We start from the raw sequence: 13656 nt of genomic DNA, 5'->3' as shown, positions 1-13656 counted from the left end.
CTTGTGCTTGTATCCCTGCTGGCGCTGCTGTCCGGCTACGGGCAGGCCTTGTGATGAGTGCGGCAAGGATTTTTTCGGCACCGCCTACTACGGCTTCTCCGGGACAGAGACCTACTGTGAGGACTGTGCCAAGGATTACTGGATGCCCCTTCCCTACCAGAACTACAAAAAATACCGCAAAAGAGGCCGCTCCATGGCAGCAACGCCATGTAAAGCCCCTATTGAAGCCACAAACCGGCCCGGTACCCTGATTTCAGGGCACCGGGCCGGTTTTGCTGTCTGTACTCAGATCCGCTTCCACTCCACGCCATTGGGGGTGTCCTTGATCTCCACGCCCATGGCCTTGAGCTGATCCCGGATGGCGTCGGCCTGGGCCCAGTTCTTCTCCTTCTTGGCCTGGGCGCGCTGGGCGATGAGGGCCTCGATCTCCTCGGCGCCCTCCGCGGGGGCGGCCTCCTTCTCCTTCAGGGCGGCGGCCCGGCCCAGCAGGTCCAGACCCAGCACCTTGTCAAAGTCGGCGATGATGGCCCGCTTGGTGGCGTCGTTCACGTCGGCCTTGAGGGCGTCGTACACGGCGGTGACGCCCAGAGAGGTGTTCAGGTCGTTGCCCACAGCCTCGATGAAGGCGGCTCTGGCGGCGTCCACGGCGGCCTGGTCCACGTCGCCCTCCTCGCCCAGGGCGGCCACGCGGCTCACCAGCTTGTCGTAGGCGGCCTTGGCGTTGTCCAGGTTTTCCCAGGTGAACACCAGGCCCTTGCGGTAGTGGGACTGAAGGCAGAACAGCCGGTAGACCAGGGGGTCGTAGCCCTTCTCCTCCAGCAGGGAGACGGTGAGGAACTCGCCCTTGGACTTGCTCATCTTGCCGGTGCTGGTGTTCAGGTGGTGGACGTGCATCCAGTATTTGCACCAGGGGTGGCCCAGGTAGGCCTCGGACTGGGCGATCTCGTTGGTGTGGTGGGGGAAGGCGTTGTCAATGCCGCCGCAGTGGATGTCCAGGTACTCCCCCAGGTACTTCATGGAGATGCAGGAGCACTCGATGTGCCAGCCGGGGTAGCCCACGCCCCAGGGGGAGTCCCACTTGAGGGCCTGGTCCTCGAACTTGCTCTTGGTAAACCACAGGACGAAATCGGCCTTGTTGCGCTTGTTCTGGTCCTCCTCCACGCTGTCCCGGACGCCCACAGCCAGGTTCTCCTCGTCGTGGTCGTTGAACACGTAGTAGCGCTTGAGCTTGGAGGTATCGAAGTACACGTTGCCCCCGGCCAGGTAGGCGTAGCCGGTGTCCAGCAGCTTGGTGATGACCTTGATATAGCTGTCGATCATGCCGGTGGCGGGCTGGACCACGTCGGGGTACTTGATGTTCAACTTCTTGCAGTCGGCGAAGAAGGCGTCGGTGTAGAACTTGGCGATCTCCATGACGGTCTTGTGCTCCCGCTGGGCGCCCTTGACCATCTTGTCCTCGCCGGTGTCGGCGTCGGAGGCCAGGTGGCCCACGTCGGTGATGTTCATGACCCGCTTCACGTCGTAGCCGTCATAGCGGAGGAACTTCTCCAGCACATCCTCCATGATATAGGAGCGCAGATTGCCGATGTGGGCGAAGTGGTACACCGTGGGGCCGCAGGTGTACATGGACACCTTGCCGGGCACGTGGGGGACGAACTCCTCCTTGGTGTGGGAGAGGGAATTGTAGAGCTTCATATTCTGATATCTCCTTGTTTTTATAGATTAAAGGTTTCCGTTTTTGGCCTGCTGGTCGATGAACTGCTCCAGCCACTCCAGCCGGGAGGACAGGGCCTGGAGCTCCTTCTGCACCGGGTCGGTGACGTGGATCTGGTCCACCTTGGAGGCGTAGTCCACCCGCTCGCCGGCAATGCGCACCACCCGGGCGGGCACGCCCACGGCGGTGGCGTCGGGTGGGATCTCGGTGAGCACCACGGCGTTGGCCGCGATGCGGGAGTTGTCCCCCACCTTGAAGGGGCCCAGCACCTTGGCCCCGGCCGACACCATCACATTGTTGCCCAGGGTGGGGTGGCGCTTGCCGTGGTCCTTGCCGGTGCCGCCCAGGGTGACGCCGTGGTAGATGAGGCAGTCGTCCCCGATCTCGGCGGTCTCGCCGATGACGATGCCCATGCCGTGGTCAATGACCAGCCTGCGGCCGATCTTGGCTCCGGGGTGGATCTCGATGCCGGTCCAGCACCGGCTCCACTGGGACACGCACCGGGCCAGGAAGAAGAGCCTGTGCCGGTAGAACCAGTGGGCGATGCGGTGGTAGATGACGGCGTGCACGCCGGGGTAGAGCAGAAAGATCTCCAGGCGGCTGCGGGCCGCCGGGTCACGGGCCTGATAGGCCCGCAGGGTCTCGCCAAGTCTGGTCATGGAATGCCTCCTGTCCGTCCGCCTGCGGGGCGGGTGATAAAAGAAAAACGCCTCCTGTGCCAAAAGGCACAAGAGGCGATCAAAAACCGCGGTTCCACTCTCGTTTCTCACTCAAAGGCCGGTGACGGGGCCAGCCGGAGGGCATCTGCATCCCTCTCGCTCCCGGACGCACTTCGCGCGGGGTTCCCGCGGGACCGCTCTCAGCCGGTGACGGTCCCTCTCTGGCCGGTAAGGCCTGCGCTACTCTTTCCGTTCCTCGCGATATTCATTTGGGCGGATACTCCGCCGGTACAGTTCATTATACTATCACGGGGCCTTCGGTGTGTCAAGGGCGGCGTGTCCCCTTAAATCAGGATGTATTTGAGCACAAAGAGGGCGGCCAGCACGTACATGGCGGGGCTGATCCGGCGGCGGTCCTTCCGGCCGACGGCAGCGTGGATGACCATATAGGAGATGACGCCCAGGGCGATGCCCTCGGAGATGGAGTACAGGAAGGGGATGGCCAGGAAACAGAGGAATGCGGGGATGGCGTCGGCCAGGTCGGTGAAGTCCACCTTGAGGAGGGAGCCCACCATCATGAAGCCCACCACGATGAGGGCGGGGGCGGTGGCGAAGGAGGGCACCGCCAGGAACAGGGGGGACAGGAACAGGGCCACCCCGAACAGTCCGCCGGTGACCAGGGCGGTCAGGCCGGTGCGGCCGCCCTCGGCCACGCCCGCGGCGCTCTCGGCGAAGGTGGTGACGGTGGAGGTGCCCAGCACAGCGCCGGCAGTGGTGCCGATGGCGTCGGCCAGCAGGGCGCCCCGCAGCCGGGGCAGGCGGCCGTTCTCGTCCAGCATGTCCGCCTTGGAGGCGATGCCGATGAGGCCGCCCATGGTGTCGAACACGTCCACAAAGAGCAGGGCGAACACCACCACCGCAAACTCAGGGGTCAGCAGGGCGCTGAAGTCCATCTGTCCCAGGGTGGGCATGACGCTGGGCACGGCGATGCCGCCGGAGAAGTCGGGCAGTACGCTGCCCAGCACCGACGGGTCGTACAGCCCGGTGAGCTGGCACAGGATGCCCAGCACCCAGGTGGCCAGGATCCCCCACAGGATATTGCCCTTCACGCCCCGGACCACCAGGATGCCGGTGATGAGCACCCCCACCATGGCCAGCACCACGGTGATGCCCACGGTGGAGAACTCCGCCCGGTTATCGGCGAAGCTGTACATCTATCTCCACCAGGGTGGAGCTGTCCACCACCAGCTTGCAGTTCTGCATGCCGATAAAGGCGATAAACAGCCCGATGCCCGCCGATACGGCGTGCTTAAGGGCCATGAGGATGGCGTTGAACACCGCCTCCCGCACCCGGGTCAAGGAGAGGACAATGAAGATCACGCCCTCCACGAATACGGCGGCCAGGGCCATCTGCCAGCTGTACCCCATCTTGAGCACCACGGTGTAGGCGAAGTAGGCGTTAAGGCCCATGCCCGCCGACAGGGCGAAGGGGTAGTTGGACAGAAAGGCCATGCAGATGGTGGCCACCATGGAGGCCAGACAGGTGGCGGTGAATACCGCGCCCTTGTCCATGCCCGCGTCCCCCAGGATCAGGGGATTGACGGCCAGAATGTAGGCCATGGTCACAAAGGTGGTCAGGCCTGCCACCACCTCGGTCTTTACGTTGGTATTCTGTTCCCGGAGATGGAATATCCGCTCCAAAGCGCCTCCCTGTGTCTGCTGCATCTCCCTCTTCTCCTCTCTGCTTTCAAACGGTTCTTTTGTCAACCGGCGGCCCGTGGGCCGCAATTGATATTAGTATAACAGCTTGGAAATGGTTGTCAAGCCATCCATTCCGCCCCGTTTTTTTGCCCTTCAGATCTCCTCCGCCCCGTTGTCAACCTGGAGTTGACAGATTTCCAGCTTGTATCGCTTGAGGAACCCCCCTCTTTTTGGTACACTGAAATCGGAAAGAAGGCCGCCGCCCCTGGCATGGGGGACGGCGGACGCGATATTGGAGGAGGTTCGCTATGGAACTGAACGAACGGATCGCCGCGGCCCGGCGGGCGGCAGGTATGTCCCAGGAGCAGCTGGGGGAGGCCCTCGGGGTGTCCCGCCAAGCGGTGAGCAAGTGGGAGAGCGGCCAGACCAAACCCGACCTGGACACTGTGAGCAAAATGTGCGAAATCTTTCACCTGTCCGCCGACTATCTGCTGCTGGGCAAGGAGGAGAATAAACCCGACGGCTCCGCACCACAGGCCCAATCCCAGCCTCAGGCGCCGGCGGGCGGCTACTCCCTGATCCTGCTGGACACCAACCCCAGCCCCTGGGAGACCCGCCGTATCCTGCGCAACAGCGGCATGTCGGAGGAGGACGTGGACCGGATGGTACCCCTTCTGCCCGTGGCGCTGGCCTCCGGCCTGACGCTGGAGGAGGCCTACCGCCGGGCCAAGGACTTTGAGACCTGCGGCCTGGTGAAGGTCATCCGGGACGAGAGCGCCCAGAGCCAGGAGGCCATGCTCCGTGCGGACCCTATCGAGGCCCCGGAGGAGAAGCGGGGCGGACTGGGGTTCGGCGGCACGGTGCTGGCCGTCATGCTGGGTGTCATTCTGGCCCTGCTGCTCATGATGATTTTCTGAGGACCAACGCCCTCCCCTTTGCCATCATCGTTCTCACAGCCGCCCTCTACTGGCTCAGCCGCCTGGTGCTCACCGGCCTGCCCGGGGCAGAGGGGCGCTTCTTCGCCTGGTACTTCCATGATATCCTGGCCGGGGGCATGATCCTCGCCCTGGTGAACCTGCTGCTGTCCGCCGGACGGCTGCCGCCTCTCACCAGAGTACTGCCCGCCGCCGCCTTTCTGCTCTTGTGCGGCCTGTTCTGGGAGTACGTCTCTCCCCTTCTGATTTCCGGTTCCGTGTCCGACCCCCTGGACCTGCTGGCCTATCTGGCGGGCGGACTGGCCGTTTTGCCTCTTCTCCGCCTGACCAAGGCGCAGCGCCGCCCCTGACTCCGTCCTGTTGCAGAAAGCCCCCGGCCGCTCAGATTGAGCGGCCGGGGGCTTTGGTGCATCACATGTTCTTCCAGTCCATAACGTCCCGGTTCTTGATAAAGTACTCCACGCCGGAGTAGAGGGTGGTAAGGACGATGATGGCCATGACCACCGTATCCACCACCACGTTGGGGAACACGAACATGACGCAGATGCCCACCATGGTGGAGGCGGTCTTGATCTTGCCGGACCAGGCGGCGGCGATCACCCGGCCCCGCTCCACGGCGATGAGCCGCAGGGCGGTGACGGCGAACTCCCGGGCGATGACGATCAGCAGGGCCCAGGCGGGGAAACGGCCGGTCTCCACGAACCACAGCATGGCGGCCATGACCAGCAGCTTGTCGGCCAGGGGGTCCATGAATTTGCCGAAATCGGTGACCTGGTTGTAGTGGCGGGCAATGTACCCGTCCACGAAGTCGGTGATGCTGGCCAGGATAAAGATGGCCAGGGCCACATACTGGCTGTACGGGAAGCCCAGATAGAGCACCACCAGGAACAGCGGGATCATGACCACCCGGCTGAGGGTGAGCTTGTTGGCCGTATTCATCCCTTACGCCTCCTCAATCTCGCCCATCAGGTCGCCGTCCTCGGTGCCGGTGATGCGCACGTTGACAAAGGTGCCGGCGGGCACCAGCCCGGCGGCGGTGAAGAACACCTTGCCGTCCACGTCGGGGGAGTCGGCGTAGGAGCGACCGGCGTAGCAGCCCATGTCCGGGTCAAAGCCCTCACAGAGTACCTCCAGGGTCTCGCCCAGGCGGCTCTCGTTGAAGTCGTCCATCACCTGGGACTGGAGGTCCACCAGCAGCTCCACCCGGCGGGCGGCGGTGTCCGGGTCCACCTGGTCGGGCATGACGGCGGCGGGGGTGCCCTCCTCCGGGGAGAACTGGAAGATGCCCGCCCGCTCGATGCGGGCCTCCCGCAGGAAGTCGCACAGCTCCTCAAACTCGGCCTCTCCCTCGCCGGGCAGGCCGGCGATGAGGGATGTGCGCAGCACCAGGCCGGGGATGCGGTCCCGCAGCTTGTCCAGCAGGGCCAGGATCTCGGCCTTGGTGCCCCGGCGGTTCATGGCCCGGAGCAGCTTGTCGTTGATGTGCTGGAGGGGGATGTCGATGTACTTGAGGATCTTGGGCTCGCTGGCAATGACCTCGATCAGGTCGTCGTCCAGCTCGTCGGGGTACAGGTAGTGCAGCCGCACCCAGTGGAAGGGCAGCTTGCACAGCTCCCTGAGCAGCTCGCCCAGCATCCGCTTCTTGTACAGGTCGGTGCCGTAGCGGGTGATGTCCTGGGCGATGACGATGAGCTCCTTCACACCCCGGTCGGCCAGCCCCTTGGCCTCGGCGAGCAGGGACTCCATGGTCCGGCTGCGGTAGCGGCCCCGGAGGTAGGGGATGATGCAGTAGGAGCAGCGGTTGTCGCAGCCCTCTGCGATCTTCAGGTAGGCGGTGTAGGCGGGGGTGGACACCATCCGGGCGCCGTCCTCGATGGTGTGATCGATGTCGCCGAAGAAGGTGGGCTGGTCCCCCTCCATGACGGACTCCACGGCGGGGACGATGTCGGTGTAGCTGCCGGTACCCAGCACGCCGTCCACCTCGGGCATCTCCTCCATCAGCTCGTCCTTGTACCGCTGGGACAGGCAGCCCGTCACCAGCAGCTTGCCCAGGGTCCCCTTGCTCTTGAGCTGGGAGAGCTCCAGGATGTTGTCAATGGCCTCGCTCTTGGCCGAGTCGATAAATCCGCAGGTATTGAGGACGGCCACGTCGGCCCCCTCGGGGTTGGCCACCACCTCATAGCCCGCGTCCCGGCACAGAGCCATCATCTGCTCGGTATTCACCAGATTCTTGGCGCAGCCAAGGGAAACAAACGCAACTTTATACTGATTCACAGCGTGTAACTCCTTCATCTGAACGTGAAGTACAGGATATCACGAAACGTACAAAATGAAAAGGGGAAAATGCCCCATTTCCGGTTTTCCCTTGAAATTCTCTCTGTTCTCAGATACTCTCGTCCTCGAAGGTCTCACCGTACCGGCTCAGGGCGGCGCGGATGTCCTCCCAGCGGTAGCCCCGGCGGGCCAGGGCGGCGGACAGCTTGCCCAGCGTCTCCTTGTCGGCGGTGCGGCCCATGAGCTTGCGGCGGATAAAGGCGTCCATGGCGTCCGTGGGGTCCTGGACCTCCTCCAGGGCCTGGTCCCAGTACTCCCGGGGCACTCCCCGCCTCCACAGCTCGTCCCGCAGCTTCCGCTCCCCGTAGCCCTTGGCGGCGTAGTGCCGGGCCACGGTGCGGGCGTACTCGGCGTCGTTGAGGTAGCCCAGCTCCTCCAGCCGGTCAGCGGCCTCCTCGGCCAGCTCCTCAGGGATGGGCTCCTTTTCCTTGTCCCGTGGGCGGGCGGTGAGCTTGTCCACCAGCTCCTTCCGGGACATGGGCCGCCCGGACAGGAGCCGCAGGGCCTTTTCCTTCGCTTCGCCCCGGCGGACGGCCTCCTCCAGCCGCCCCCGCAGTTCTTGGGTCAGCTCCATGCCGGAGTACAGCCCGAAGCAGGCCACCTCGTTCTCGGTCACCCGCAGGATGGTCCCGTCCTCTAAGTGGCACAGCCATCGGCCCTGGATACGCTGTGAGGGCAGGAGCTTAGCTATCCGCATCCTCAAAATCCTCAGCGGACACGTCCACGGCCCGGCCGGCGGCGCGGGCGGCGGCCTTGGCCTGGCTGGGCATCAGCTTGTAGGAGTCCCGGCGGATATCGGCCTCCAGCTTGTCGGCCACCTCCGGGTTGTCCCGCAGGAACTGCTTGGCCGCGTCCCGGCCCTGGCCCAGGCGCATGTCGCCCATGGCGAACCAGGAGCCGCTCTTCTGCACCAGGTCCAGCTTGACGCCCAGGTCGATGAGCTCGCCCACCTTGGAGATGCCCTCGCCGTACATGATGTCGAACTCTGCCTCCCGGAAGGGGGGCGCCACCTTGTTCTTCACCACCTTGGCCCGGGTGCGGTTGCCGATGACCTCGGAGCCGCTCTTGAGGGCCTCGGTGCGGCGCACGTCGATGCGCACGGAGGAGTAGAACTTCAGGGCGCGGCCGCCGGTGGTGACCTCCGGGTTGCCGTACACCACGCCCACCTTCTCGCGCAGCTGGTTGATGAAGATGACGATGCAGTTGGTCTTGGCGATGGAGCCGGCCAGCTTGCGCAGGGCCTGGCTCATGAGGCGGGCCAGCAGGCCCACGTGGGAGTCGCCCATGTCGCCCTCGATCTCGGCCCGGGGGGTCAGTGCGGCCACCGAGTCCACCACCACCACGTCGATGGCGCCGGAGCGGACCAGGGCCTCGCAGATCTCCAGGCCCTGCTCGCCGGTGTCGGGCTGAGAGATGAGCATGGAGTCGATATCCACCCCCAGGGCGCGGGCATAGGTGGGGTCCAGGGCGTGCTCGGCGTCGATGAAGGCCACCTCGCCGCCCCGCTTCTGGGCCTCGGCGGCCACATGGAGGGCAAGGGTGGTCTTACCGGAGGACTCCGGCCCGTAGATCTCAATGATGCGGCCCTTGGGCAGGCCGCCGATGCCCAGAGCCAGGTCCAGGGACAGGGAGCCGGTGGGGATGGCCTCCACCACGATGCTGGCGTTGTCCCCCAGGCGCATGATGGAGCCCTTGCCGTAGGCCCGCTCGATCTGGGCCATGGCGGTCTCCAGCGCTTTCTTCTTATCGGCGGCAGGCGCCGCGCTCTCCACAGCGGATTTCTTCTTATCTGCCATGTTGCGTATCATCCTTTCAGCGGGCGGCCCTCCGCCCTGGTGTTGTTATTGATTGGCCGTCCCCTTCACCACGCGCCAGATGCCGCCGGTGTCCTGGAAGGTCTCGATGTCCTCATAGCCGCAGCGGGCCAGGATCTGCTCCACGTCGGAGGCCTGGCCGATGCCCACCTCAAAGAGGAGCACTCCCCCCAGCCGGAGGGCCGTGCGCCACTTCTCCGCAATGTCCCGGTAGAAGTCCAGGCCGTCGTCGCCGCCGTCCAGGGCCAGGTGGGGCTCGTAGTCCCGGACGGAGGTGTCCAGGCCGTCAATGTCCCCGGTGGGGATGTAGGGCGGGTTGCAGGCGATGACATCAAAATCCCACAGCATGGCGGGGGGCGCCTGCCGCGCGTCGGTCTGGACGCAGGTCACCCGGGCGTTGAGGTCGTTGCGCCGGATGTTCTGGCGGCAGATCTTCAGCGCCTCTTCCGACACATCGGCCAGTACCACCCGGCACAGGGGGGCATTGGCGGCCACTGCCAGGCCCACGCAGCCGCTGCCGGCACACAGATCCAGCACTCTGGCCCCCTCCCCCGCGGCACGGGCGGCCAGGATGGCCTGCTCGGCCAGCACCTCGGTGTCCGCCCGGGGGATGAGCACGTCCCGGGAGATGTCCAGGGGCAGGCCGTAGAACTCCCACTCACCGATGAGATAGGCCACCGGCTCCCCCGCCAGGCGGCGGGCCATCAGGTCGGCCACCTTTGCCTCCACCTCGTCGGAGGCGTAGAGGGACATGTCCCGGAAAAACTGCTCCCTGTTCTTGCCCGCCGCGAAGCAGACCAGCTCCCTGGCCTCCAGCTGGGCGGCCTCCACACCGGCCGCCTTCAGCTTCTGCCGGGCGTCCAGATAGAGATTGTTATAGGTCGTCGCCACACACACTCACACACCTGTCTGCTTTTTCTCTCTTTCTTTGCGCCGCTTCGAAGGCCTTCCCCCTCTGGGTGAAGGTGCCCCAGTGCGCCCACTGGGGCGGATGAGGGGACGGCTCAGCGCTTCTTGTCACGCCTCGCCTGTTCGCGACGGGCGGCTTCCCTGCGTCTCGGACTTGAAACAGGCCCGCTTCGCTGCCCTTCGGTTTCGCGCCCTCGCTCCGGTCCATCCGCCCTGCTCACGACGACTCAGCGCTTCTCCCTGTCACGCTTCCCACCCTCCGCGACGGCGCATAAGCCGTACGACTGCGGCAAAACCCATCCGGGGCTGTGCCCCTCCTTGGTCTTTTGCCTCCGCTCCCGTCTTATCCGCCTGCTCCCGGGTGCTCAGCGCTTCCTTTTACCAAGCATCCTTCCCCTTCTCGCTGGGCAGCACCAGGGTCAGGGAACGGATGCCCACCTCGATCATGGAGTCGTCCGGCTCAAAGGTGGTGAAGTTCTGCATCCACAGCCCCGGGGCCCGGACGGCCCGGCAGAGGATATTGTCGTGGGCGCCCACAAAGCGGTTGATCTCATAGGTAATGCCCACCACGATGGGCAGCATCAGCAGGTGCAGGCCCATGCGGGCAAAGGTGTTGGTCACCTCGATGAAGGAGAACACCACGCTGGACACCAGGATCGCCACCACGATGACCACAAAGAGGAAGCTGGTACCGCAGCGGGGATGGTGGCGGGGCTGGGCCCGCACGTTCTCCACCGTCAGGGGCAGTCCCTTCTCGTAGCAGAAGATGGTCTTGTGCTCGGCGCCGTGGTAGGAGAATACCCGGCGGATGTCCTTCATGCGGGAGCAGAGGATCAGGTATCCCACAAAGATGACCACCCGGACCACGCCCTCCAGCAGGTTGCGCAGCCACATGGGCATGCCGCCGGCCAGGGCGGCGCCGGCGCCTACCAGAGCGGTGGGCAGCAGGATGAACAGGCCCACGGAGAAGGCCATGCCCAGGATGACCGCCAGGGTGACAAAGAAGCTGGCGGCCTTCTCGCTGCCCAGGTGCTCTTCCAGCCACAGCTCGAACTTGGAGGGCTCCTCCGGCTCCTCCTCGTCCTCGGGGAAGAAGGAGGCGGAGTACATGAGGGCCTTCACGCCGTTGGCCATGGAGGAGCCGAAGCTGAAAATGCCCCGGATAAAGGGCAGGCCCAGAATGGGGTACTTGTCCTTGATGAGGACCCGGTCGTCCACCTTCTCCTCCAGCCCGCCGTCGGGCTTGCGCACCACGACGGCCTTTTTCTCCGGGCCCATCATCATGATGCCCTCGATGAGCGCCTGCCCGCCGATCATGGTCTTGAAGGGGGTGGCGCAGGATTTCTCTCTGTTTGACATGAGGTCGTGTTTCTCCTTTTGTTGCCTTTTGTATTTTATCAGACCTGCGGCCCGATTGCAAGAAAAATTAGAACTTATGTTCCAATCGGCAGATGGATGGTGACGATACAGCCGCCGCCCTCGGCGTTGCCGATGTCCAGGGTACCGTTGTGGCGGGTGATGATCTCGTCGCACACCGCCAGGCCGATGCCGCTGCCTCTGGCCTTGGAGGAGCCCTTGTAGAACTTGTACTTCACGTGGGGCAGCTCCTCCTCGGGGATGCCGGGGCCGTAGTCCCGGATGGTGATGATGACCTGGTCCTCCTCCCGGTGGATGGCGGTGTCGATGCGCTTGCCGCTGCCGCCGTGCTTGGCGGCGTTGTCGAAGAGGTTGGAGAACACCTGCCGCAGCCGCTCCGGGTCGGCCTCGATGGTGGGGAACTCCTCCTCGGTGTCCTCGTAGTTGAGGATGATGCCCTCCTTGCGGAAGAACTCCTTGTAGGTGTACACCGCGTCCTCCAGCTCGGCCTTGATGTCCACCGGCTCGATGGACAGGGTGAACCGACCGTCCTCAATGCGGGAGAACTCCAGCAGCTCCTCCACCATGTTGGTGAGCCTGCGGGCCTCGGAGACGATGATGCTCATGCCCTTGCGCACGTCCTCGGCGTCCCGCACCTCGCCGTTCTGGATGGTCTCGGCCCAGCCGTTGATGGCGGTAAGGGGGGTGCGCAGCTCGTGGGAGACCGAGGCGATGAACTCGCTCTTGAGCTTCTCCGACTGCTTGATCTTCAGGGACATGTCGTTGATGGTGTCGGTCAGGTCGCCGATCTCGTCGTCGAACTTCTTCTCGATCTGGATGCCGTAGCTGCCGGCGGCGATGCGCTTGGCGGTCTCGGTGATGCTGGCCACCGGCTCCACGATGGAGCGGACAAAGTACAGGTTGGAGAAGTAGACCAGGGCCAGGATCAGGGCGCCGATGAGCAGGGCGATGATGACGATCATGGTCATCTGGCGGTCCACCAGCCGCAGGGACGTGACCATCCGGGCCACGGCCACCACCGACCCGTTGATGACCAGGGGACTGGACACGGCCATGATGTGCTCGCCGGTCTGGGGGTCGTTGCCGGTCCAGGAGACGGTGTCCACGGTCTCAATGGCGCCGGAGATGTCGGGGGTGTCCGGCTTGGTGCCGGCGGTGAGGCCGTACCGGTCGTCGTTGCCGTAGCTGGAGACCTGGACGGTGCCGTTGGCGGCGTCGATGAACTGGACCTGGATGCCGTCCTGGTCGGAGAAGCGGTTGGACACATAGTCCTGGGCGTACTGGAGGTACTCGGTCTCCGTGCGGGCGGTGCTCTGGCTGACGGCGCTCTCCGCCTTGCCCTTGAGCTCGGAGCTCATGCTGGAGTAGTAGTAGCCCGCCAGGGCCACCGAGAAGGCGGTCACTGCCAGCAGGACGATAAGCAGCACCACGCTGATGGAGTTGACCATCCACCGCTTGCGGATGCCTTTGAATTTGTTGGATTTCATGTGTGGCTGTTCCCCCCGGATGTTCTCTCTCAGAAGCCCCATTTATATCCGTAGCCCCACACGGTGGTGATGTAGGTGGGGTTCTGGGGGTTGTCCTCGATCTTGATGCGCAGGCGGCGGATATTCACGTCCACGATCTTCAGTTCGCCGAAGTAGTCCCTGCCCCAGACGGTGTCCAGGATCTCTTCCCGGGAGAGGGCCTGGCCGGGCTTCTCCATGAAGAGCTTGATGATGGAGTACTCCACCGGGGTCAGCTTGACCCGCTGGCCGTTTTTCTCCAGGGTCTGGTTGCGGGTGTTGAGCAGGAAGGGGGGCTGGGAGATCTCCCCGCTGCTCTCCTTTTCGCCGCCGCCGGTGCGGCGGTAGAGGGCGTCGATGCGGGCGGTCAGCTCCGCCGGGGAGAAGGGCTTGGTCACATAGTCGTCGGCGCCGGTCATCAGGCCGGTTACCTTGTCCATCTCCTGGGTGCGGGCGGTGAGCATGATGATGCCGATCTGGCTGTCGCTGGCCCGGATACGGCGGCAGACCTCAAAGCCGTCCATGTCGGGCAGCATGATGTCCAGCAGAGCCACCTTGATGTCCGGGTTGCGGCGCAGCTGGGCCAGGGCCTCCTCGCCGGTCTCGGCCTCGATGGCCTCGTAGCCCGCCCGCTTGAGATTGATGACCACAAAGCTGCGGATGTTGGCTTCATCCTCCAGCACAAGTACCTTTTTCATGTTCTGCCTC

Annotated in this window: 12 protein-coding genes and 1 pseudogene; 2 read left to right on the top strand and 11 right to left on the bottom strand. The window is 64.4% G+C overall.

From position 1 onward, the window contains the following. Window positions 1-285: 285 nt before the first annotated feature. From cysS to WMO64_RS04780, 3 genes and pseudogenes are all read right to left on the bottom strand, one after another. Entirely contained in the window at window positions 286-1695 is a 1410-nt protein-coding gene (gene cysS / locus WMO64_RS04790; RefSeq protein WP_349231186.1) for a cysteine--tRNA ligase, read from the bottom strand. Between the two features lie 27 nt (window positions 1696-1722). After that, window positions 1723-2373, bottom strand: coding sequence for a serine O-acetyltransferase EpsC (gene epsC / locus WMO64_RS04785; protein WP_349231185.1), 651 nt, complete (start codon window positions 2371-2373; stop codon window positions 1723-1725). Between the two features lie 344 nt (window positions 2374-2717). Further along, window positions 2718-4098 (bottom strand): annotated as a pseudogene (locus WMO64_RS04780) (NCS2 family permease). A 284-nt stretch (window positions 4099-4382) separates the two neighbouring features. Between WMO64_RS04780 and WMO64_RS04775 the strand changes: the two are divergent. Continuing rightward, a complete protein-coding gene (locus WMO64_RS04775; RefSeq protein WP_349231184.1) occupies window positions 4383-4991 on the top strand; it encodes a helix-turn-helix domain-containing protein in 609 nt (202 codons plus the stop codon). Window positions 4992-5056: 65 nt separating this feature from the next. Continuing rightward, a complete protein-coding gene (locus WMO64_RS04770; protein ID WP_349231183.1) occupies window positions 5057-5359 on the top strand; it encodes a hypothetical protein in 303 nt (100 codons plus the stop codon). Window positions 5360-5420: 61 nt separating this feature from the next. Here the strand turns inward: WMO64_RS04770 and pgsA are convergent, their stop codons facing one another. The 8 genes from pgsA to WMO64_RS04730 all read right to left on the bottom strand — a co-directional run bounded on the left by pgsA (window position 5421) and on the right by WMO64_RS04730 (window position 13646). Continuing rightward, window positions 5421-5948 (bottom strand): CDP-diacylglycerol--glycerol-3-phosphate 3-phosphatidyltransferase, encoded by a 528-nt coding sequence (gene pgsA / locus WMO64_RS04765; protein WP_349231182.1) that lies wholly within the window; start codon window positions 5946-5948, stop codon window positions 5421-5423. A gap of 3 nt (window positions 5949-5951) precedes the next feature. After that, window positions 5952-7301, bottom strand: coding sequence for a 30S ribosomal protein S12 methylthiotransferase RimO (rimO, locus tag WMO64_RS04760; RefSeq protein WP_349231181.1), 1350 nt, complete (start codon window positions 7299-7301; stop codon window positions 5952-5954). 91 nt (window positions 7302-7392) lie between these two features. After that, complete coding sequence (locus WMO64_RS04755) at window positions 7393-8040, bottom strand: regulatory protein RecX (RefSeq protein WP_349231180.1); 648 nt, start codon at window positions 8038-8040, stop codon at window positions 7393-7395. Next, the gene (recA, locus tag WMO64_RS04750; protein WP_294516582.1) at window positions 8027-9139 is read right to left on the bottom strand and encodes a recombinase RecA; all 1113 of its coding nucleotides are present in this window, start codon (window positions 9137-9139) and stop codon (window positions 8027-8029) included. Before recA ends, WMO64_RS04755 begins: the two co-directional genes overlap by 14 nt. 45 nt (window positions 9140-9184) lie before the next feature. Then, window positions 9185-10048 (bottom strand): peptide chain release factor N(5)-glutamine methyltransferase, encoded by an 864-nt coding sequence (gene prmC / locus WMO64_RS04745; protein WP_349231179.1) that lies wholly within the window; start codon window positions 10046-10048, stop codon window positions 9185-9187. A gap of 396 nt (window positions 10049-10444) precedes the next feature. After that, the gene (locus tag WMO64_RS04740) at window positions 10445-11425 is read right to left on the bottom strand and encodes a DUF1385 domain-containing protein (RefSeq protein ID WP_349231178.1); all 981 of its coding nucleotides are present in this window, start codon (window positions 11423-11425) and stop codon (window positions 10445-10447) included. Window positions 11426-11499: 74 nt separating this feature from the next. Continuing rightward, window positions 11500-12930 (bottom strand): sensor histidine kinase, encoded by a 1431-nt coding sequence (locus WMO64_RS04735; RefSeq protein WP_349231177.1) that lies wholly within the window; start codon window positions 12928-12930, stop codon window positions 11500-11502. Window positions 12931-12959: 29 nt separating this feature from the next. After that, window positions 12960-13646 (bottom strand): response regulator transcription factor, encoded by a 687-nt coding sequence (locus tag WMO64_RS04730; RefSeq protein WP_294516594.1) that lies wholly within the window; start codon window positions 13644-13646, stop codon window positions 12960-12962. Between the last annotated feature and the right edge of the window lie 10 nt (window positions 13647-13656).

Source organism: Pseudoflavonifractor intestinihominis, from assembly GCF_040096055.1.
GTDB classification, from domain to species: domain Bacteria; phylum Bacillota; class Clostridia; order Oscillospirales; family Oscillospiraceae; genus Pseudoflavonifractor; species Pseudoflavonifractor intestinihominis.
Note: the sequence above shows the minus strand (reverse complement) of the source record. Positions and strands in the feature narration are given on the sequence as shown.